This is a genomic window from Pseudomonas sp. FA117 (genome assembly GCF_057370475.1).
In genome coordinates this window covers 3,702,570-3,722,033 of the sequence record NZ_CM170675.1, presented here as the reverse complement: position 1 = coordinate 3,722,033, position 19,464 = coordinate 3,702,570, and the positions used below count along the sequence as shown (strand labels likewise).

The 19,464-nt window shown below is 64.0% G+C and carries 19 protein-coding genes; 7 read left to right on the top strand and 12 right to left on the bottom strand.

Annotation, left to right across the window (positions count from 1 at the left end; all coding sequences use genetic code 11):
- Nucleotides 1-169 precede the first annotated feature (169 nt).
- Nucleotides 170-1,633 (bottom strand): MFS transporter, encoded by a 1,464-nt coding sequence (locus AC1TXO_RS17300; RefSeq protein WP_486402874.1) that lies wholly within the window; start codon nt 1,631-1,633, stop codon nt 170-172.
- 90 nt (nt 1,634-1,723) lie between these two features.
- Here AC1TXO_RS17300 and soxR point away from each other — a divergent pair, with 90 nt between their 5' ends.
- Complete coding sequence (gene soxR, locus AC1TXO_RS17295; RefSeq protein WP_486402873.1) at nt 1,724-2,194, top strand: redox-sensitive transcriptional activator SoxR; 471 nt, start codon at nt 1,724-1,726, stop codon at nt 2,192-2,194.
- 170 nt (nt 2,195-2,364) lie between these two features.
- Entirely contained in the window at nt 2,365-2,901 is a 537-nt protein-coding gene (locus AC1TXO_RS17290; protein ID WP_486402872.1) for a hypothetical protein, read from the top strand.
- A gap of 95 nt (nt 2,902-2,996) precedes the next feature.
- Here AC1TXO_RS17290 and AC1TXO_RS17285 read toward each other — a convergent pair whose 3' ends face one another.
- The 4 genes from AC1TXO_RS17285 to AC1TXO_RS17270 are packed head-to-tail and all read right to left on the bottom strand — an operon-like array spanning nt 2,997 to nt 6,963.
- A complete protein-coding gene (locus AC1TXO_RS17285; protein WP_486402871.1) occupies nt 2,997-3,812 on the bottom strand; it encodes a PP2C family protein-serine/threonine phosphatase in 816 nt (271 codons plus the stop codon).
- Nucleotides 3,809-5,206 carry a serine/threonine-protein kinase gene (locus AC1TXO_RS17280; protein ID WP_486402870.1) on the bottom strand — a complete coding sequence of 466 codons (1,398 nt, stop codon included), beginning with the start codon at nt 5,204-5,206 and terminating at the stop codon, nt 3,809-3,811. Before AC1TXO_RS17280 ends, AC1TXO_RS17285 begins: the two co-directional genes overlap by 4 nt.
- Before the next feature lie 13 nt (nt 5,207-5,219).
- The gene (locus AC1TXO_RS17275) at nt 5,220-6,098 is read right to left on the bottom strand and encodes a c-type heme family protein (protein WP_486402869.1); all 879 of its coding nucleotides are present in this window, start codon (nt 6,096-6,098) and stop codon (nt 5,220-5,222) included.
- A gap of 16 nt (nt 6,099-6,114) precedes the next feature.
- Nucleotides 6,115-6,963 carry a FecR family protein gene (locus AC1TXO_RS17270; RefSeq protein ID WP_486402868.1) on the bottom strand — a complete coding sequence of 283 codons (849 nt, stop codon included), beginning with the start codon at nt 6,961-6,963 and terminating at the stop codon, nt 6,115-6,117.
- Nucleotides 6,964-7,253: 290 nt separating this feature from the next.
- On the opposite strand from AC1TXO_RS17270, the gene AC1TXO_RS17265 reads away from it, so the two are divergent.
- Nucleotides 7,254-7,769 (top strand): DUF3455 domain-containing protein, encoded by a 516-nt coding sequence (locus AC1TXO_RS17265; RefSeq protein WP_486402867.1) that lies wholly within the window; start codon nt 7,254-7,256, stop codon nt 7,767-7,769.
- 114 nt (nt 7,770-7,883) lie between these two features.
- Here the strand turns inward: AC1TXO_RS17265 and AC1TXO_RS17260 are convergent, their stop codons facing one another.
- From AC1TXO_RS17260 to AC1TXO_RS17250, 3 genes are all read right to left on the bottom strand, one after another.
- On the bottom strand, nt 7,884-9,212 hold the full coding sequence (locus tag AC1TXO_RS17260) for an OprD family porin (protein ID WP_486402866.1): 1,329 nt from the start codon (nt 9,210-9,212) through the stop codon (nt 7,884-7,886).
- A gap of 464 nt (nt 9,213-9,676) precedes the next feature.
- Nucleotides 9,677-11,029, bottom strand: coding sequence for a glycerol-3-phosphate transporter (gene glpT, locus AC1TXO_RS17255; protein WP_486402865.1), 1,353 nt, complete (start codon nt 11,027-11,029; stop codon nt 9,677-9,679).
- Nucleotides 11,030-11,148: 119 nt separating this feature from the next.
- Nucleotides 11,149-11,922 carry an SDR family NAD(P)-dependent oxidoreductase gene (locus tag AC1TXO_RS17250; RefSeq protein WP_486402864.1) on the bottom strand — a complete coding sequence of 258 codons (774 nt, stop codon included), beginning with the start codon at nt 11,920-11,922 and terminating at the stop codon, nt 11,149-11,151.
- 143 nt (nt 11,923-12,065) lie between these two features.
- Between AC1TXO_RS17250 and gcvA the strand changes: the two genes are divergently transcribed.
- Nucleotides 12,066-12,986 carry a transcriptional regulator GcvA gene (gene gcvA / locus AC1TXO_RS17245; protein WP_486402863.1) on the top strand — a complete coding sequence of 307 codons (921 nt, stop codon included), beginning with the start codon at nt 12,066-12,068 and terminating at the stop codon, nt 12,984-12,986.
- A gap of 12 nt (nt 12,987-12,998) precedes the next feature.
- On the opposite strand, the gene AC1TXO_RS17240 is transcribed toward gcvA, so the two are convergent.
- Entirely contained in the window at nt 12,999-13,637 is a 639-nt protein-coding gene (locus AC1TXO_RS17240; RefSeq protein ID WP_486402862.1) for a cupin domain-containing protein, read from the bottom strand.
- A gap of 207 nt (nt 13,638-13,844) precedes the next feature.
- Between AC1TXO_RS17240 and AC1TXO_RS17235 the strand changes: the two genes are divergently transcribed.
- Nucleotides 13,845-14,774, top strand: coding sequence for a DMT family transporter (locus AC1TXO_RS17235; RefSeq protein ID WP_486402861.1), 930 nt, complete (start codon nt 13,845-13,847; stop codon nt 14,772-14,774).
- A gap of 2 nt (nt 14,775-14,776) precedes the next feature.
- On the opposite strand, the gene AC1TXO_RS17230 is transcribed toward AC1TXO_RS17235, so the two are convergent.
- The 3 genes from AC1TXO_RS17230 to AC1TXO_RS17220 form a co-directional block, all read right to left on the bottom strand.
- Nucleotides 14,777-16,069 carry a PQQ-dependent sugar dehydrogenase gene (locus AC1TXO_RS17230; RefSeq protein WP_486402860.1) on the bottom strand — a complete coding sequence of 431 codons (1,293 nt, stop codon included), beginning with the start codon at nt 16,067-16,069 and terminating at the stop codon, nt 14,777-14,779.
- Nucleotides 16,066-16,494, bottom strand: a complete 429-nt coding sequence (locus tag AC1TXO_RS17225) for a DUF2231 domain-containing protein (RefSeq protein WP_486402859.1) — start codon at nt 16,492-16,494, stop codon at nt 16,066-16,068. Before AC1TXO_RS17225 ends, AC1TXO_RS17230 begins: the two co-directional genes overlap by 4 nt.
- Nucleotides 16,495-16,597: 103 nt before the next feature.
- Nucleotides 16,598-17,563: a ribonuclease Z gene (locus tag AC1TXO_RS17220; RefSeq protein ID WP_486402858.1), complete on the bottom strand. Its 966-nt coding sequence runs from the start codon at nt 17,561-17,563 to the stop codon at nt 16,598-16,600.
- Nucleotides 17,564-17,709: 146 nt separating this feature from the next.
- On the opposite strand from AC1TXO_RS17220, the gene AC1TXO_RS17215 reads away from it, so the two are divergent.
- Together AC1TXO_RS17215 and nudC are read left to right on the top strand one after the other, a co-directional pair.
- On the top strand, nt 17,710-18,522 hold the full coding sequence (locus tag AC1TXO_RS17215; protein ID WP_486402857.1) for a crotonase/enoyl-CoA hydratase family protein: 813 nt from the start codon (nt 17,710-17,712) through the stop codon (nt 18,520-18,522).
- Nucleotides 18,523-18,556: 34 nt separating this feature from the next.
- On the top strand, nt 18,557-19,387 hold the full coding sequence (gene nudC / locus AC1TXO_RS17210) for an NAD(+) diphosphatase (protein ID WP_486402856.1): 831 nt from the start codon (nt 18,557-18,559) through the stop codon (nt 19,385-19,387).
- Nucleotides 19,388-19,464: the final 77 nt, after the last annotated feature.

The window sequence follows — 19,464 nt, the reverse complement described above, 5'->3', positions numbered from 1 at the left end:
TGTCCGTCCGGTTTTACGAGGACGTCTTGGATGACGGCTTTCGACCCAAAACGGACACTGGTGAATCGCTTCAATCCCAGAGCAGCACCACCCGGCAGCTTCCGAAGTAGTATGTGAACAAGGCGCTGGGGCTGTTCTGGTCGGTGATGAAACTGGCCGCGGAGCTGTCTCAATGGTTTTTTCTGGCAACTATTGCAGCCAGAAGAGGCATTACCGCGAACACACCAAACAGCCAGCGCGCCGCCTGTGCTGTCCCTTCAACTCCCCCAGGCTCAATCAGCCCCCCGGCATTGGTGACCAGGCCGGCAAGAGCCGCACCTGTTGCAGTGGCAAGCAACTGGATGGTGGTAATCGATGCCCCTGCCAGCTCCTGCTCATTGGGCGAAGCTACCTTGAGCACACTTGTCAGCAGATGCGGCCATGTCAGGCCGACGCCCAAACCGATGACGGCCAACGCCATGCAAATCAGTGTCAACTCCAACCCTGTACCCTTACCGCTGGTTGGTACCAGCATTGCCAAAGCGATCATGCCAAACAAGCCGAGCAGAGGCCCGGCCATCATCACACGATAGATCGTCGACCCGGTCGCACCAGAACTGATCAGAGAGCCCAGGGTCCAGCCCGCCGCCATCAGTGCTGCCAGATATCCCGCTACCAGGGGAGATTGATGATGAAGAACCTGGAGGAACAACGGCACGTAAACTTCACCACTGGTCACCATGAGCACCAACAGCGACATCATGGCGTAGAGTGCCGCCAACCTGGAGCGCACAAGAAATGCTTCAGTCGGCAGCAACTTGTTATGTGAATTGCGTTCGACACGGATAAATAGTACGGCCAGGGCGAGTGCTATTCCGATCCCCAGGATATTCCGCGACAGATCCGCAAAAGTGCCTCCCGCACTGATAGCGAATACTGCAAGCGTCAGGAGTAACAGCTGTCTGTAGGGTATGAGGGATTTACCGGCGCTGCTTCGAGACTCATCTCGATCAGGCAGAACTGCGCAGGCTAGCAGTGCGAACAGTACAGCTGCGGCGGCCACTGTCCAGAATGCCGCTCGCCAGACACCCCACTCAGCAAAGACTCCGCCTACCGCGGGGCCGACCAATGTCGCCACACCCCACATACCTGAAACCAAAGCCATAGCGCGAGGCCATAGCGACTCGTCGAAAGCGATACGAATCATTGCATAGGCAAGGGCGAACAGCAGCCCGCCCCCGATGCCCTGAACCAAACGCCCAACCAGCATGAGAGGCATGTTCGGCGAGACGGCGCACATTGCCGCTCCGATCGCAAAAATCAAGGCAGCCACCGCGTAGCTCGCTTTCGGGCCTGCCAGCCCAAGCACTTTGCTGGACAACGCCGAGCCCAGGATGGAGGCCACTACAAACAATGTTGTGTTCCATGAATAAAGATCGAGCCCGCCAATATCGCTCACCACCGTGGGGAGCATCGTGGTGGCGATATAGACGTTGATTGCATGCAGCGCGACCCCGCCTGCCAGAGCAAGGGCGCGGGTGGCGTTCTTGCCGGACAACAGATCTTTCCATCCCGTTTGGGAATCAGATTTGCTTTCGTTGATGGCGCTGCAAGGATCAGGGATATGAGCGATCGTGGTGTCTGGTTTTTCCATGTGGTTTGACCCTCTTCACTTGTACTTGCGCAGATATGGGTCGTCCCTTATAAAACCTCATGTTTACATGAGGTCAATAGGTTTGTTGCGATGAAGATTGATGCAGGTGTCCCGCTCTCCGTCGGAGCCGTTGCCCGCCGCAGCGGCGTTACGGTGGCCACGGTGCATTTCTATGAAGCCAAGGGGCTGATCCAAGGTTGGCGTAATGAAGGCAACCAGCGCCGCTATAACCGGGACGTTTTGCGTAAGATCGCAATCATCAAGATTGCGCAGCGGGCGGGCGTTCCGCTGGCGAAGATCAAGGAAGCATTGGACGAGTTACCCTCGGGTCGAGCGCTGACCGCCAAAGATTGGGCGAGGTTATCCAGCCAATGGCGGGACATGCTGAACGAACGTATCCGAAGCTTGACCCATCTTCGGGATGAACTCGATGGATGCATTGGCTGTGGCTGTCTATCCATGACCGATTGCCCGCTGAGAAACCCAGGCGACCGGTTGGCGCTAGTCGGTGAAGGCGCAGTGTTGCTGGAGACGGATCAAGAGCGTTCCAGCGTCAAATAGGACTTGTCCAATGATTCGGTAGAGAAGTATTGCGCAAACGTGCCCCATCAACGGTCCAGAAGGACTACCGCACCATTCAATGAATAGTGGCTTTTAGGCATTATTTTCTTGGTAGGATCACTGCCCTTATCCGCCTGCTGGAGGCGGTGTGCTTGAATACAGGACGTTTCATGAAAAAAGTGCTGTTCGGTGTGTGTGTTCTCTCGCTTGCCGGCTGCGTCAGCGCGCCCGACACTGCCTTCAATCAGGCTACCCCAGGCTGCAAGGCTGCCACCGCCGAGATCAATGGCAAGCCGGTTTCAACGCAGTTCTGCATCAGGACCGTCGCTTTCAAACCTTCGCAGTACCGCGTGACGGTCAACGACCAGGTACTGTTCACCGGCACTGACTACCAGCGTGTGGCCTTTACCAAAACCATCAAGGAAGGCTCAGCCAAAGGTGGCTGCAACGAGTTGATCGAGTTGCAGGGTGGCGGTTCGAAGACGATGCCTTTGAGCGAATTGCCCTCCGAACTGGTAGCCGGCTGCCGAATCAAGGCCGACGCGGCTGGTAACTCCCTGCCCTTCAGCAAGAGCGCCGACTGTGACAAGGTGTTCTACAAGTCGCTGGCACCGCTGCTGGGCAAAGCGATGCCGGTCGAAGTCGCTCGTCAATGCACCGTGGCGGTGGGTGACCAGACTGTGTTCGACCAGCGCTTCGATTTTTAGCGTTTGTTCGGCTAAACGACGATATTCAATAACGCCCTGGCCTTTGCCAGGGCTGTTGCGGTTTTTCGCAAGTACGCTAGGCGAGCCACCACCCCTCACTCATACTTCACCAACACCACCGTAGCGTTATCCCGCCCGCCATACTCCGCCGCCAACCGAATCAACCGCTGACTGCTCACCTCCAGATTCTCCCGCCCGGCACCCTCCAGCACCCTTGCCAGTTCATGGTGCGGTACACAGCCATGCACACCGTCACTGCACAGCATCAGCAGATCCTGGGCCTGGACGCCCTGTACCCACACCTGCGGTTCGATCCGCGGCGCGGGGCCGATGGCCTGCAACAGCACGTTGCGCGCCGGCAGCCGGTCGAAATGCCCGGCATCGAGGGCCTGCTGGTACCAGGTCTGGTCGCGGCTCAATTGCTCCAGCTCACCGCCGCGATATCGATACAGGCGGCTGTCGCCGACGTGGAAGGCCAGCAGCGGCCCGCCGGCCTGGGGGCGCCAGAGGCCGGTCAGGGTGGTGCCCATGCCGCGGCCTTCGCCGAGCTGGCGGGTGCGGTTGTGTGCGTACAGGCGGGCGTTGACTGCCTCCAGTGCCTCGTGCAGCACGCCCAGGGCCTGCATCGACGGCACCTGGCAGGTCGCGTCCGGGTCGCTGCTGGTACGGGCGATCTGCGCCACCTGGCGGGCCAGGCAGTCGCGCAGGGTTTCCAGGGCCAGTGCACTGGCCAGCGCGCCCGCTTCGTGGCCACCCATGCCGTCGGCCACGGCCAGCAGCTCCAGGCACGGGTCGATCAGAAAGTGGTCTTCGTTGTGCTGGCGCACCGGGCCGGTGTCGCTGTGGCCGAAGGCGATGGCGCCACGCAGCACGCAAGGGGAGGTGGCCTTGTGGTTTTCCGGCGCGCTCATGGCTGCTCCTCGAGGAAGGCGCTGCGCTGGGCGAGGTCGGGGATATGCTCGGCCATGGCCTGCAACAGGGCCTGGCGGGTGTGGGCGTGGGGCAGGGCGCGGCGGGTGACGATGCGGGCGATGGGGCCGATCAGGTAGGTCAGGCGCGTTTCGCTGGCGTGTACGAACGCAGGGTCCAGTTCTGCCGCTACTGCTGCTTGCGCTTCGACGGCTGTGCTCGTCTGGCTCGCCAGGCTGTGTTCGGTCGGTGGGGTGTCGGTCGAGCTCAGCAACGCGTCGGTGGCGGCGACGAACTGCTCGCGGCCCCGTTCGGAAGGGATATGCGGCAGCAGGGCGCTGCGCAGGCTGGCGAAGTCGTCGGCGCCGGCCAGGCTGCGCTTGACCAGCAGGCGCGCCAGCGGGCCGATCTGCTGCGACAGCAGCGATTCGAGCTGCGGACGGACCTGGCGCTTCCAGGGTGTCAGGGTGTCGGTAGCCTCGCTGCCGGCCGTGGGCGGCGTGGCGAGGCTGGCGTGGCTGAACGAGGGTGGCATCAGCAGCCGGGTGCGGTCGTCGTCCAGTTCCACGCTGGCCAGGGTCTGCGGGCCAGACAGCGCTTCGAGCGCTTCGAGGAAGTCCTGCGCGCTGGCGAAGCGTTCGTCCGGGCGTTTGGCCAGGGCCTGGCGGATCAACGCGTCGAACTGCGGATCGAGGGTCGGGTTCAGGCTCGAGGGCGGTACCGGTGTCTGGTTGAGGATCTGCTGCATCACCATGGTCGCCGAGCCCGAGAACGGCCGCTCGCCGGTGAGCAACTGGTACAGCACGATGCCGGCCGAGAACACGTCGGAGCGCCCGTCCACCAGCTCGCCGCAGAACTGCTCGGGCGACATGTAGCTGGGCGTGCCGATCATCGAGCCAGTCTGGGTCAGCACCGAGGTGTCGATGCGGGCGATGCCGAAGTCGGTGACCTTGACCTGGCCGTCGGCGGTGATCAGCAGGTTGGCAGGCTTCACGTCGCGGTGCACCACGCCCTTGGCATGGGCGTAGTGCAGGGCACCGAGCAGCTGGCGCATCCAGCCCAGCACCTGGGCCAGTTGGCGCGGCTCCTGGTTCTGCAGGCGGGTGTTGAGGGCGATGCCGTCGACGAATTCCATGGCGATGTAGGCGGCGCCGTCGTCCTCGCCGTAGTCGTACACCGCGACGATGTTCGGATGGCTCAGGCGCCCGGCGGCCTGGGCCTCGTTCTGGAAGCGGCTGAGCAACTGCTGTTGCTGGGCGTCGCCGAGCAGCTCGCGGCGGATGGTCTTGAGCGCCACCACCCGCGCGATGTGCGGGTCGAAGGCCTTGTACACGGTGCCCATGGCACCCTTGCCCAGCACGCTGTCGATGCGGTACTTGCCCAGTTGTTCGAGCATGGTGAACTCCTGGTTACTCTTCGAGCATCTTCATGGCGCTGACCAGGCTGGTGCGCATGCGTACGAACGACTGGCCCATGCGTGCCAGCTCGTCGTGGCCGCTGACGTCCATTTCCGGGACGTCGTCCTCGCCCAGGCTGACCCGGTCGGCCAGCGCCGACATCGCCCGCAGGCGGCGGGTGACGAACAGGTGGACCATGACGTTCAGCGCACAGAACAGGAACACGAACACCCCCAGCAGCGACAGCATGAAGGTGTGCAGCATCTCGCTGGCGCGCTGCAGCGGCACGGCCAGTGGCACCGAGACCAGGCGCGCGCCGATGATCTCGTTGAGTTTCCAGCCGAAGCCGTTGTGCGTGCCATAGCGGTCGACCACGGTCTTGGGTGTTGTTTCCGGCGAAGTGTGGCAAGCCAGGCAGGCAGGGTCGGTGATCTGGATCGGCTGGGCGACGAACAGCGCCGGGCCCTTGCCGTCGCTGCGTTCGCCGATCAGCTCGCGGGTGTCGGGCTTGCCGCGCAGTTGCTCGACCACCTCGGTTTCCCAGCCGGTCGCCTTGTTGCGTGGGTTGGTCGGATTGAGGGTGGCTTCCTTGTAGAGGAAGTCGGGGTAGGTCTTGAGCAGTTGCTGGAGCTGCTCGGTGGCGGCGAAGGAGGGGATCGACTGCGGCAGGAACTCGAACTTCAGGCGGTTCTCCAGCAGCGGCACGATCTGCTCGGCGGTGTAGGTGCTGCTGGCGCTGGCGGCGCTCATGAGCATCCGCGCCTTGTCCAGCGACTCTTCGCGGGCGCTCTTTTGCAGCAGGTAATTGGCGAACAGGCTGCTGGCGATGAAGCCGACGACGAAGACCGCCAGGAACACCAGGTTGAAGCGTACGGCCAGTGTCAGTTTCATGAGGGCTCCGGTGGCGTCAGCGAGTGGCGTTCTTGCGTTCGAATCGGTACAGCGCGGTTTCCCAGTCCAGCGTGCCGCCGAAGCGCTGGACGATGGCCTGGCGGAAGGCCGGGTCGGCCAGGCGCGGTGCGAAGCGCGAGGCCATGGACCCGGTGTTGGGCTTGAGGGGGCCGAGCAGCAACGGGCTGGCGTCGGCGAAGGTGACGTCGCGCAGTTTGTTCAGCGGGTCGTTGGCCAGCTTGCGGGCCGCGACACTGGGCAGGGGGTCGAAGAAGGCCGGCGGCATGGCACTGATGAATTCGCCACTGGGCCGACCGGCCGCGCCGAGCGGCCCCTGACCCTTGGCCTGGGCGTATTCTTCGCGGCGCAGCACCTGCCTGGCGGTATCGCGTGGGGCCTGCTGCGGGTCGCGTACGCTGACCATGCCGTCTTCGACGAACACCTCGGTCCCGCTGGCATCGGCGTGGATGACACTGGCGGCCTTGCTGGCGTCGAGCGCCAGGTTGGCGGTGCTGACCTGCAGCCTGCCCTGGGGGACGCCGGCGAGCGGCTGCAGCTTGAGCCAGCCCTGCAGCAGGCTCAGATGGGTGGTGTTGCCGCGCTGTTCCAGGTACAGGTGCGTGTGCGGGCCGAGGGCCACGCGGGTGCCGGCCAATTGGTCGATGAGCACGCCTGCGCTGCCGGCCTCGAGGTAGTCGGTGCTTTGCAGGCGAGTTCCCGCGCTGGCCTCGTACAGGGTCGTGGCGCGGATCAGTTGCACGGGCTTTTCTGCCACGCTGATCACCCCGAGGTTGGCCGGGGCGGCAAGCAGTGGCGAGAGGTGGAGCAGGCCAGCCAGGAGGGGGAAGAGCGCGGTTCGTTTCACGGTTCGATCATCGTGTGGACGGCGGGGGTAACCCCAGGATCTGCGCAGGCTACCGACTCCACCGGCTCGATGAACGTCAATTTTTTCTATGTATTTCAAGCAGATGGATTAAGTGAAATCATGGAATAAAAGCGTGGCGACGGGTGTTCTCGTCATGGGCGCGCGGGGTTTTCGTTGGCTTTGCCGGCCCTATCGCGGGACCAGCCCGCTCCCACAGGTAGACATGGCAGGAATAAACGGGCGGGTTGGCTTGTTGTGTGGAGGTCCCCATTGATCACAGGCAAGACACCATGCACCCGACCTCACGCACCCTCCCGCAACGGCGCAGCGCCGCCCTTGGCGTCTGCGCCCTGATACTGCCACTGCTGGTCGGCGCGGCGCCGACCACCTTCACCGTCGCCCCGGGCAAGACCGAGCGCCTCAGCGTGCAGGCGGTCGGGGTGCAGGTGTACGACTGCCGCGCCGACGAAACCGGGCAGCTGAAGTGGACGTTCCGTGAACCGCTGGCGACCCTCACCGTCGACGGCAAGACGGTTGGCCACCATTTTGTCGGGCCGGCCTGGGAAATGGACGATGGCAGCCGGGTGACCGGCAAGGTGGTGGCGCAGGCCCCGGGTGAGGGCGAGCAGGATATTGCGCTGCTGCAACTGCAGGTGAGCAGCCATCAGGGGCAGGGTGTGCTGGCGGCGGTGGACGAGGTACAGCGCCTCGATACCCGTGGTGGCAAGTTCGCCGGGAGTTGCATGCAGGCGGGTGCGCTGCATGTCGAGCCGTACACTGCGAGGTATGTGTTTTTCGGGCGGTAGGGGCGGCGGGACTGGTGGCTATCAGAACTGGCCCTGTCGCGGGGCGAGCCCGCTCCCACAGGTTCAGCAGCGCTCTGGAGTGCTGCTGAACCTGTGTCGGCGCTGACGCAGCGGTCAGAGAATCGACAGCGGGTAGTCGACGATCAGCCGGAACTCGTTGACATCCCCTTCGGCCTGATCGGCATTGCCGCGGTGAATCGCTTCGCGCAGGCGCACCGACAGATCCTTGGCCGGGCCTGATTGCACCACATACTTGGCCTCGAGGTTGGTTTCGTGATGCTTGCCGTCCTCGCCGTAACCGTAGCCCCGGTACTTGCTGTCGGCGGCCATCTTGTCACCGTCGATCCCGTGGCCGTTGACGTAGCGGGCCATGAAGCTCAGCCCGGGCACGCCGAAGGTGTTCATGTCCAGGTCGTAGCGCACCTGCCAAGACTTTTCTTCCGGCCCGTTGAAGTCCGAGTACTGGATGGAGTTGGCCAGGAAGATGCCGTCACCGGTGTCTCCCGGGCCGTTGATGCCGAAGGCGACATAGTCGAACGGGGTATCGCCATGCACCTTCTGGTAGGCCAGGGTGATGGTGTGCGCCGAGAGGAAGCTGTACGCCGTGGAGAACGACCAGGTGGTGTTGCTGATCGATCCGGCGTCGGCGCGGCCGTCGTCGTGGGTGCGGTAGATGTTGAAGTCGAAGTTCAGCGACTGGTCGTCGGCCAGCGGCAGGATGTAGTTGGCGTTACCGTAGTACTGGCGCCAGATGTCCTGCAGCTTGGAGCCGTACAGCGACACCGACAGCGCGTCGTTGACCGCGTACTTGCCGCCGGCGTAGTCGATGCTGTCGGCCTGGATGTTGGCGTAGGACGCCCAGAGGCCGTGGTCGCCGTTGGTGGTGACCGGCCCGTTGCCGCCGGTGAAGTGGCCGGCTTCCAGGTCCAGTCCCTTGATCTCGCTGCTGAGCAGGTTGAAGCCGGTGGCGGTTTGCGGCAGCAGGCGGGTGCCACCGGCGGCGAACACCGGGGCGGTGGGTTGCAGGTCGCCCCAGCGCAGTTCGGTCTTGGAGATACGCAGCTTCAGTGCGCCCCCGGCACGTCCGTAGTCGTCTTCAGGGGAGCCGTTGTCCCTGACGGGCAGGTTGCCGGTGCCGGAGGTGCCCTTGCCGCCGTCGAGCTTGAGCGCCAGCTGGCCGAACGCTTCGACGCCGAAGCCCACGGTGCCCTGGGTGAAGCCGGAGCTGTAGTTGAGCAGGAAACCCTGGGTCCAGTCGCGTCGGTCCGGGCCTTGGGACTTGCCATCACGGTTGTAGTAGTAGTTGCGCAGGCGGGCGTTGAGCTCGCTGCCTTCGATGAAGCCCTTGGCCTCGGACTGGCTCGAGACGGCTTCGGCGAACGCGGCTTGCAATGGCGCACAGACCAGCGCCGCGCTCAGCATGGAGAGTCGCAGTGGCGACATGTCATACCCCTTGATTGGAATTGTTGAGGCAGGTGGCTGAATGAATGCTGTAGTTGTTGTAGGTGTATCCGTTGTCGATACCGCGCTACTAGTAACAAATGCCGCGCCGCGTCAGCCATTGTGTTTCGTTGATAATCGAAATCACGCGTATCGATTGAAACATTCCACCTTCAAGGGGTTAAAGTCGGTCCCGATAAAGTTTTCGTGCAGCCAGGGTCCCCCCCCGCGCTAGAGCGTTTCCTGGCTGGGCTCCACTTTATCGCCCTTTGGTTGTTTGCCGCCTGTACCCAGGCGGCTTTTTTATGGGCGCTTGCCAGGTAAATGGCCGATTAAATGGCTAAGGGCCATCTTTTTCACAAGTAACAACGAATCATCGGCAACTTCCACGGTGCCGAAAACAACAAGGCCGGTGACACTTGCTGTCACCGGCCTTGTTGTTTGTCACGCAGACTTCGATCAGCCGATCATGCCACCGCTTCGCGGCTGCTGCTGGCGACGCGGGTGTGGCGAAGGGTCGGCAGCAGGAAGGCGATCGCCAGCACACAGGCGCCGACCAGCAGCACGAAGCCGCCATCCCAGCCGAAGTGGTCGACCGTGTAGCCCATCGCCGCGCTGGCGGCGACCGAGCCGCCCAGGTAGCCGAACAACCCGGTGAACCCGGCGGCGGTACCGGCGGCTTTCTTCGGTGCCAGCTCCAGCGCCTGCAGGCCGATCAGCATCACCGGGCCGTAGATCAGGAAGCCGATGGAGAACAGCGCGATCATGTCGACGGTCGGGTTGCCCGGCGGGTTGAGCCAGTACACCAGGGTCGCCACGGTGACCAGGGCCATGAACACGATGCCGGTCAGGCCGCGGTTGCCACGGAAGATCTTGTCCGACATCCAGCCGCACAACAGGGTGCCGGGGATGCCTGCCCACTCGTAGAAGAAGTACGCCCAGGACGTCTTGTCGACGGTGAAGTGCTTGGCTTCCTTGAGGTAGGTCGGTGCCCAGTCGAGCACGCCGTAACGCAGCAGGTAGACGAAGACGTTGGCCAGGGCGATGTACCAGAGCATCTTGTTGCGCAGCACGTACTTGACGAAGATCTGCTTGGCGCTGAATTCCTGTTCGTGGCTGGCGTCGTAGCCTTCGGGGTAGTCGTTCTTGTATTCCTCGATCGGCGGCAGGCCCACCGATTGTGGCGTGTCGCGCATGGTGACGAAGGCGAACACCGCCACCAGAACGGCCACGGCGGCCGGGACATAGAAGGCGGCGTGCCAGTCGTTGGTCCAGCCCAGGCCGAGGATGAACAGCGGGCCGATCAGGCCGCCACCCACGTTATGTGCCACGTTCCACACCGACACCACGCCGCCGCGTTCCTTCTGCGACCACCAGTGCACCATGGTCCGTCCGCTCGGCGGCCAGCCCATGCCCTGGGCCCAGCCGTTGATGAACAGCAGGATGAACATGATGGTGACACTGGAGGTGGCCCAGTGCGCGAAACCGAACACGAACATCACCGCCGCCGACACCAGCAGGCCGAAAGGCAGGAAGTAGCGTGGGTTGGAGCGGTCGGACACCAGACCCATGAGGAACTTGGACAGGCCATAGGCAATGGCGATTGCCGAGATGGCCAGGCCGAGCTGGCCGCGGGTGTAGCCTTCCTCGTCGATCAGGTAGGGCATGGCCAGGGAGAAGTTCTTGCGCAGCAGGTAGTAGCCGGCATAACCGAAGAAGATGCCGGCGAAGATCTGCCAGCGCAGGCGGCGATAGGTACTGTCGACCTGTTCAGCGGGCAGCGGCGCCCGGTGCACGGCGGGGCGGAAGAAGGCAAACATCGGGGTACTCCAACGTTGTTGTTTTATCTGCGAAAGTGAATATTACATTTTCGTTACAGAAAACAATATCGCTTTCAGCCGCTGGAGTGTTGCTTTGCGAACCTTCCGCCCGATCATGATCAGATGCGTCCTGCGGTCACGCCTCCGTCGACCGGCAGTACGGTCCCGGTGATCCAGGCAGCTTCCTCCGAAGCCAGGAACAGAATGGCCTGAGCCACATCGGCCGGTTGGCCGTTGCGGCCCAGCGGGTGGAAGGCATTGAAGGTCGGCAGCACTTGCTGCACCTGCTCAGGCGGCATGAATGTGCTGTAGACCGGTGTTTCGACCACGGCCGGTGCCACGGTGTTGATGCGGATGTTGGCACTGGCCAGTTCCAGGGCCAGATTGCGGGTCAGCGCATGGACCCCGGCATTGGCGGCAGAGTAGGCCGCCGAGGGTGTTGCGCCGATGGCCTGCAGGGCCCACAGCGAGCCGGTCTGGACGATAGCGCCGCCACCGCGCTTGAGCATGGCCTTGGCGGCCGCCTGGGCCATGAAGAACTTGCCTTTGAGAATGATGTCGAGAAAGCCGTCGTACTCGGCGGGCGTAACGTCGAGGAAGGGCTTGGGCGCAAACACGCCGGCATTGTTGACCAGGATATCGAGCCCGCCGAATTCGCGCTCGGCCAGTTGCACCAGCTGCTCTGCGGTGGCCGGGTCGGCGATGTCGGCTGCCAGGGTACGTACGCGCGTGAGGCCCGGATCGATCTCGCCTGCAGCTTGACTGAGTTTTGCCCCGTCGCGACCACCGAGCACCACGTTCGCACCGGCCTCGACCAAGCGGCGCGCGACTTCCTTGCCGATGCCGGATCCGCCGCCGGTGACGATTGCGGTCTTGTTAGAAAAACTTTTCATGATGATGGATTCCAGTTGAATTTGATTGCAGCTGTACAGGCCATGCTGTGCTAGATTTCTCGCCTGTGTCCTCCATATTGTTGGCAGTCTGGGGCTGCCCAACAACGCATAAGAATTTGCTTTCTTTAAAAGAAAATCTATCAATGACAAGTCCCGCCTATCTCAATGCCCTGCGCGCCTTCGAGGCCGCCGCCCGGCACCAGAGCTTTTCCGCTGCCGCCGCAGAACTCAACGTCACTCCGGCGGCCGTCGGCCAGCAGGTGCGCAATCTCGAAGCCTGGCTGGGCATCGCGCTGTTCATCCGCGCAGGCAGCGGCAGTGCGCGGTTGGTGCTGACCGACGCTGCGCGGGCGGCCTTGCCGGATATCCGCGACGGGTTCGAGCGACTGAGCGTAGGGCTGGCGCGCCTGAAGGATGCCTCGGTGCATGCGGGGCTGACGGTAACGGTGAGCCCTGCCTTCGCATCGAAATGGTTGTTGCCGCGTATCGAGCGTTTCCAGCAGGCCTATCCGGACATGGACGTGCTGCTCGACACCAGCGCCCGCTCGCTGGACTTCCAGGTCGAGCGGATCGATGTCGGCGTGCGCTATGGTGCGGGCAAATGGCCGGGCCTGGCGGCGGTGCACCTGATGGACGAGGTGATGTTTCCGGTGTGTTCGCCAGACTATCCACTGCTGGAGGATGGCCGGCTGACGCCCGAGGCGCTGTCGCGCAGCACCCTGATCCACGACCAGACCATGGCGCGCGATGCCGACTACCCGACCTGGCGAATGTGGCTGGATGCGTCAGGGCTGGGATCGATCAAGTCCGACCATGGCCTGCGCATCAACAACTCGGCAGCGGTGCTGCAGGCGGCCATGGACGGGCAGGGCCTGGCGCTGGCGCGCAGTGTGATGGTGCGTGACGACCTGGCAGCGGGGCGGCTGATCCGCCCCTTCGCCGACAAGGGCCTGGATTGTCCGCTGACCCAGGCCTATTTCGTGGTCTACCGGCCGGAGAATGCGGGGCTGGCCAAGGTGCAGGCGTTTCGCGACTGGCTGCTGGAGCAGGCGCGCGGCACTTGAAGGGTGATGCGCCTACAGCTGCAGCGAGGCATCCTTCACCCAGATCCGCGCGCCTTCGGTGCCGGCCCGGGCCTGCAGGGCCATGCCTGACGGCAGGCGCATCCAGCTCCAGGGGCGCAGGACGAAATCTTCGCCCTCCAGGCTGCCGTCCAGCACCAGCACTTCGAGCCCGCGCCGGTTGTGCAGTTGCAGCGCTGCCGCAGGTGATAGCTGCTCGACGCTGACCCGCTCGTGCACATTCTCGAACAGCAACTGGTGCGGTTGTCCGTCCAGTTGCGTGCTCATCTGTACGTTGTCATCGTCATCGAACTGGCGCAGGCGGACAAAGATCGTGCAGCCCTGTTCACCGCCAGGAGTGTGCTTGCTCCCCGGCGGGTTACGCACGTAGCTGCCCACCGGATAGCGGCCGTGTTCGTCTTCGAACACGCCCTCGAGCACCAGGAACTCTTCGCCCCGCGGGTGGCGATGGGCGCTGAAACGGCTGCCTGGCTCATAGCGCACCAGCGTCGTGGCGCGGGCCTTTTCGCAGCCGATGCGAAATAGCGGGCGGCGTAGCACGCCTGGGCTTGGGCTGTCGATCCAGGGCAGGTCGGCGCCGTGCATGATCACGCGCTGGTCAAAGTCATCGTTGAGGTATTTCTGCAGTCCCATGGGGGCGCTCCCGGGGTGGTCTGAGGGTGTGGCCATGATCGACGCGCGCAAGCGCTGCGGCAATCGAGCAAATCTTCGCGGTCGCTAAAGAAAATCTATGTTGTCGACATGGGCGCGCAAATTCGACTATCCGTCTGTGCCTGAAAAATCTGCCGGCCAACCTGGCAGCTGCGTCGTGGTGCGAAGTTTTTCTTTCGGAATGGGACTATGACCGACAAGACCATCGCCGTCTCCACCCCACCTGTTCGCAGTTGGCTGTGGGCTGCGCTGTTGAGCCTGCTGGCCTTCGCCGCCAACTCGATCTTCTGCCGCCTGGCCCTGGCACAGGGGGCGATAGATCCTGCGTCGTTCACCGCGCTGCGTCTGCTCAGCGGCTGTGCCTTCCTGCTGATTCTGCTGCGCCTGCGTGCCCCGCGCCAGGGGTTGGGCGGCAGTTGGAAGGGCGGTGTGGCGCTGTTTCTGTATGCCTGGCTGTTTTCGCTGGCCTATGTGCAGTTGGGCGCCGGTGTCGGGGCCCTGGTGCTGTTCGGCGCGGTGCAACTGACCATGTTCCTGTATGCCTGGGCACGGGGCGAACGGTTCAGCGGCCGGGTGATGGCCGGGATGCTGGTCGCCTTTGCCGGGCTGGTGATGCTGCTGCTACCGGGCACTGCGGCGCCACCGTTGGCGAGTGCACTGCTGATGGCGTTGGCAGGAGTGGCCTGGGGCGGGTATTCGCTGCTGGGCAAGGGATCGGCGCGACCTTTGGCCGATACGGCGGGCAACTTTCTGTTCAGCCTGCCGTTGCTGGTGCTGCTGGTCGCGGGTCTGGCAATCGGCAATGGTCCGGTGCTAGGTGCGGGTGGGGTGCTCTATGCCCTGGCCTCTGGCGTGCTGGCGTCGGGGGCGGGGTATGCGCTGTGGTATGGCGTGGTCAGGCAAGTCAGTGCACAGCAGGCGGCGACGATGCAGTTGAGCGTGCCGGTGCTCGCCTCGCTGGGGGGCGTCTGCTTGCTGGGCGAGGAAATGTCGTTGCGCTTGCTGCTGGCGTCGGTGGTGGTGCTGGGCGGGGTAGGGCTGGCGCTGTCGGCCCGTTATCGCGGCGCCTGCTCGCCGGAGCGGCCTTGTGTCGCGAAAGGCCGCTCCTGCGATCATTGAGGCTACGGGTTGCGTGTCACTCGCCACACGGTGTTGGCCAGGTCGTCGGCGATGATCAGCGCACCTTTCGGGTCGACCGTCACGCCCACTGGCCGACCTCGGGTCTTGCCATCCTCGCCGCGAAAGCCCGTGGCGAAGTCGATCGGTTCACCTGCCGGCTTGCCGTTGCTGAACGGTACGAAGATCACCTTGTAGCCGACCGGGTTCGGTCGGTTCCAGCTGCCGTGCTCGCCGACGAACACGCCATCGGCGAACTTCTCGCCCATCGCCGGCAGCGAGAAATCGACCCCCAGCGCCGCGACGTGGGAACCGAGGCTGTAGTCCGGCTTGATCGCTGCGGCGACCTTTTCCGGATTCTGCGGCTGGGCGCGGGTGTCGACGTTCTGCCCCCAGTAGCTCCAGGGCCAGCCATAGAAAGCGCCTTCGCGCACCGAGGTCAGGTAGTCCGGCACCAGGTCCGGCCCCAGTTCGTCGCGCTCGTTGACCACCGCCCACAGTTGCCCGGAATCGGGCTGGATGGTCAGCGCCGTCGGGTTGCGCAGACCGGTAGCGTAGGGTTTGTGCGCGCCGGTCTGGGCGTCGATCTGCCAGACCATCGCGCGGTCGATCTCCACTTCCATGCCGCGCTCGGTGATGTTGCTGTTCGAGCCGATACCCACATACAGGTAGCGACCGTCCGGGCTGATGGTCAGGGCCTTGGTCCAGTGGTGGTTGATCGCCGAGGGCAGCTCGGTGAGGGTGGTCGGCGGGCCGTCTGCCTTGGTCTGGCCTTCGGTGTAGTCGAAGCGCACCAGCGCATCCTGGTTGGCCACGTACAGCTTGCCGTCGGCGAAGGCCAGGCCGTAGGGGGCATTGAGGTTCTCGGCGAACACCGTCTGCACCTCGTAGCGCCCGTCGCCATCGGCATCGCGCAGCAGGGTCAGGCGGTTACCGCTCTTGACCTGGGTATTGCCCTGGGCCTTGATCTGGCTGGCGATCACGTCCTTGGGCTTGAGCTTGGCGGCATTGCCGCCGCGGCCTTCGGCGACGATGATGTCGCCGTTGGGCAGGACCAGGGTCTGGCGCGGGATCTTCAGGTCACTGGCAATCGCCGTGATGCTGTAGCCGTCCGGCACCTTGGGCTTCTGCTCACCCCATTGCGCGGGCTCGGCGATTTTCATGCTCGGCAACAGGCCGCGTTCGGGCGCTGGAAGTTTCGGATCGGGGCCGCGCGCCTGGGTGGCGTCGCCTTCGCCGCCACAGGCCGCGAGCAGCAGGCTCATGCTGAGGATGGACAGCGCAAGTGGCGTCTTCATGCCGCACCTCCCGAACGCAGGTTGGTCAGGCCGACCCAGGTGGCGATGCAGGTCAGTACGCTGACGATGGCCGAGAGCACCAGCCCCGAGGGCATCACCGCCCAGGCGTCCTTGGCATGCTCGAAGGCGTTGACCAGCCCCAGCAGCCAGGTCACCAGCAACAACAGGACATAGAGCACCGGGCGACCGGCCTTGCGTTCGGCGCGGACCAGGTTGGCCAGTGCGAACAGCAAGGCCAGGCCGCAGAACAGCAGCCCCCCGGCGATCAGCCAGGCGGCGAAGTTGCTCCACTGGATCTGGAAGCTCTGGTAGTAGGCGATGTCGCTGATCAGTGCCCCGAGAAACAGCGGCACGGTCCCGGCGAGCAGGGTCGCATGCAGCGGCCCAGGCGTGCACCGGTAGGGGTCGTGGACGGTCGTGGTCATGGCGGCTCCTTGTCATTCGGCGATGAAGGCCAGCGTTTTTTACGCAGGCTGCGCCTAAGCAAGGATCGCGCGGCAGGGCAGTTGGTTCAGTGTAATTTCGCGTTCAAGTATTTGGCTCGTGGAGCAGGTGCCCGTTGCGGTCCAGGTGGTAACGCTGCAGGTCGCGCGCCAGGATCAGCCGGCCGTCGTAGTGTATCCGGGCTTCGGCCTGGATATCGTCGATGCACGGGCTGCGCCGTGGATCGCCCTGGTAGCGCGCGCTGAAGTGGGTGAGCACCAGGTTCTTCACGCCGGCAGCCTGGGCGAAGCTGGCCACCGATTCGGCGCTGCTGTGGCCGAAACTCACGCCGGTGCGCTCGATCAGCGGCTGGGTGAAGGTCGCCTCGTGCACCAGTACATCGGCGTTCTTCGCCACCTCTGCGAGCAGTTCGGGGCGGTCGTTGTCGCCGCAGACGATGATGCGCCGGGCCGGCCGTGAGGCGCGCAGGTAGTCGCGTGGTGCAAGCGCACGGCCTGCATGCGTGACCGCCAGGCCTCTGGCCAGCTCGCCCCACAGTGGCCCGCGGGGGATGCCGTCGGCTTCCAGGCGTGGGATGTCCAGGCGCGGTTCGGGGTTGAGTTCGGTGAACACGTAGCCGCGGCTGGGGACGCGATGGGACAGCTCGACCGCGCCGACTTCGACGCAGGCGTTGCTCCAGGTGCCGAAGGTTTCGGCAGCATGCAGCTGCAGTTCGAAGGGCAGGTAGGTGTCGCTGACCGAAAGGCTCAGGCGCACCCAATCGTGCAGTGCCGCAGGCAGGATCAGCTCGAGCGGCTCGCTGCGCCCGGACATGCCGGCACTGGCCAGCAGGCCGGGCAGGCCGAAGCAGTGGTCGCCGTGCACGTGGGTGATGAAGATCGCGCGCAGGTCGCGCACCGACAGCGGGGTGTGCAGGAGCTGGTGCTGGGTGGCCTCGCCGCAGTCGACCAGGTACCAGCCGCTGCCGCTGCTGTCGATCAGCGCAGTGGCGCTGACATTGCGTGCCTTGGTGGGGGCTCCGGCGCTGGTGCCGAGGAACAGCAGGTCCATGTGAACTCATCCAGGGAAGGTATCTGTATTCTAGGGTGTGACGTGCGTGCAGCCCAGTGCAACCAGTCCCGCCTTTGGCACAAGCACCGCCCTGCAGGTGCGTTATAGTCCGGCGCGTGAACCCTTTCCCCACAGGAGTGCCGCCCGTGACCGAGTACACCGCGTTCAAGGTCGAACTGACCGACAACATCGCCCATGTGCAGATCAATCGCCCGGAAAAGATCAATGCGATGAACGCTGCCTTCTGGGAGGAAATCGTCGAGATCTTCCAGTGGATCGACGACACCGAGGCGGTGCGCGCGGTGGTCATCAGCGGCGCGGGCAAGCATTTTTCCTCGGGCATCGACCTGATGATGCTGGCTTCGCTGGCCGGCCAGATGGGCAAGGACGCCGGGCGCAACGCGCGCCTGCTGCGGCGCACCATCCTGCGCCTGCAGGGCTCGTTCAACGCCGTCGACAAGTGCCGCAAGCCGGTACTGGCAGCGATCCAGGGCTATTGCATCGGCGGTGCCATCGACCTGGTGTCGGCCTGCGACATGCGTTACTGCAGCGCCGATGCGCAGTTCTCGATCAAGGAAATCGACATGGGCATGGCCGCCGATGTCGGCACCCTGCAACGTTTGCCACGTATCATCGGCGACGGCATGATGCGTGAACTGGCCTACACCGGGCGGATGATCGACGCCGGCGAGGCATTGCGCATCGGCCTGGTCAACCGGGTCTATGACGACCAGGCTGCATTGCTCGATGGGGTCTTTGCCATCGCCCGGGAAATTGCAGGAAAATCACCCATCGCCGTGGCCGGCACCAAGGAGATGATCAGCTACATGCGCGACCATCGCATCGACGATGGCCTGCAGTACATCGCCACCTGGAACGCCGCCATGCTGCAGTCCGAAGACCTGCGCGTTGCGGTGGCGGCCCACATGAACAAACAGAAACCGACGTTCGCCGACTGACCCTGACGGCGTGCGCGCCTGAAGGGATCCGAAGATGTCAGCACGCTGGACTACCGCAGTACTCGACCCGCAGACCGCTGGCGGCCTGGCCGTCGCCCGCAGCCCTGCGGGGTTCCTGGTGGATGACAACGGTGCGTTGTTCCCGCGTGAGTGGCTCAAGCGCCAGGAGCTGGACGTGCTCTGCGAGCATGGTATCGGTCATTTCGACGGCCAGCCGGTGTTCCTCCTGGAACTGCGCTCGGCCTGCGAATTGCCAGGCATGCAATGGCGCGGCCTGCGCCAGTTCATGCTCGAAGGCGACTTCGACACCTACAAGCTGCTGGGTTATGCCGCACAGATCGGCACCTGGGCGCGCGAGCACCGCTTCTGCGGCAGCTGCGGCCAGCCGATGACGCAGATCCGCTGGGAGCGGGCGATGCACTGCCAGGCCTGCGACCTGCGCAGCTATCCGCGCATCTCGCCGAGCATGATCGTGCTGGTGACTCGCGGCGACGATATCCTGCTGGCGCGCTCGCCGCGTTTCGTCACTGGGGTCTACAGCACCCTGGCCGGCTTTGCCGAGCCGGGCGAGTCGGCCGAAGACTGCCTGGTGCGTGAAGTGCGCGAGGAAGTGGCGGTGCAGGTGAAGAACATTCAATACGTGGGCAGCCAGTGCTGGCCGTTCCCGCATTCGATGATGCTCGGCTTCCACGCCGAATACGCCGGTGGCGAGATCGTCATGCAGCCGGATGAAATCGAAGATGCCCAGTGGTTCAGTGTGCACGACCTGCCACCATTGCCGGCCGGACGCTCCATCGCCCGTTACCTGATCGACCTGTACGTGGCGCGGCGACTGGGGTTGGCCGAGCCGGTACTGCTGACCTGAGGTGCGATCACAGGGTGTTTCAGGAGCGGCGCAAGGCCGCTTTCCTGCGGGTCGGTGCGGCTTCGGATTTACGGCAA

Excerpts from the sequence above, each read along its gene's own strand:
- AC1TXO_RS17300 (WP_486402874.1), bottom strand. The coding sequence starts at position 1,633 with ATGGAAAAACCAGACACCACGATCGCTCATATCCCTGATCCTTGCAGC.
- soxR (WP_486402873.1), top strand. The coding sequence starts at position 1,724 with ATGAAGATTGATGCAGGTGTCCCGCTCTCCGTCGGAGCCGTTGCCCGC.
- AC1TXO_RS17290 (WP_486402872.1), top strand. The coding sequence starts at position 2,365 with ATGAAAAAAGTGCTGTTCGGTGTGTGTGTTCTCTCGCTTGCCGGCTGC.
- AC1TXO_RS17285 (WP_486402871.1), bottom strand. The coding sequence starts at position 3,812 with ATGAGCGCGCCGGAAAACCACAAGGCCACCTCCCCTTGCGTGCTGCGT.
- AC1TXO_RS17280 (WP_486402870.1), bottom strand. The coding sequence starts at position 5,206 with ATGCTCGAACAACTGGGCAAGTACCGCATCGACAGCGTGCTGGGCAAG.
- AC1TXO_RS17275 (WP_486402869.1), bottom strand. The coding sequence starts at position 6,098 with ATGAAACTGACACTGGCCGTACGCTTCAACCTGGTGTTCCTGGCGGTC.
- AC1TXO_RS17265 (WP_486402867.1), top strand. The coding sequence starts at position 7,254 with ATGCACCCGACCTCACGCACCCTCCCGCAACGGCGCAGCGCCGCCCTT.
- AC1TXO_RS17260 (WP_486402866.1), bottom strand. The coding sequence starts at position 9,212 with ATGTCGCCACTGCGACTCTCCATGCTGAGCGCGGCGCTGGTCTGTGCG.
- glpT (WP_486402865.1), bottom strand. The coding sequence starts at position 11,029 with ATGTTTGCCTTCTTCCGCCCCGCCGTGCACCGGGCGCCGCTGCCCGCT.
- AC1TXO_RS17250 (WP_486402864.1), bottom strand. The coding sequence starts at position 11,922 with ATGAAAAGTTTTTCTAACAAGACCGCAATCGTCACCGGCGGCGGATCC.
- gcvA (WP_486402863.1), top strand. The coding sequence starts at position 12,066 with ATGACAAGTCCCGCCTATCTCAATGCCCTGCGCGCCTTCGAGGCCGCC.
- AC1TXO_RS17240 (WP_486402862.1), bottom strand. The coding sequence starts at position 13,637 with ATGGGACTGCAGAAATACCTCAACGATGACTTTGACCAGCGCGTGATC.
- AC1TXO_RS17235 (WP_486402861.1), top strand. The coding sequence starts at position 13,845 with ATGACCGACAAGACCATCGCCGTCTCCACCCCACCTGTTCGCAGTTGG.
- AC1TXO_RS17230 (WP_486402860.1), bottom strand. The coding sequence starts at position 16,069 with ATGAAGACGCCACTTGCGCTGTCCATCCTCAGCATGAGCCTGCTGCTC.
- AC1TXO_RS17225 (WP_486402859.1), bottom strand. The coding sequence starts at position 16,494 with ATGACCACGACCGTCCACGACCCCTACCGGTGCACGCCTGGGCCGCTG.
- AC1TXO_RS17220 (WP_486402858.1), bottom strand. The coding sequence starts at position 17,563 with ATGGACCTGCTGTTCCTCGGCACCAGCGCCGGAGCCCCCACCAAGGCA.
- nudC (WP_486402856.1), top strand. The coding sequence starts at position 18,557 with ATGTCAGCACGCTGGACTACCGCAGTACTCGACCCGCAGACCGCTGGC.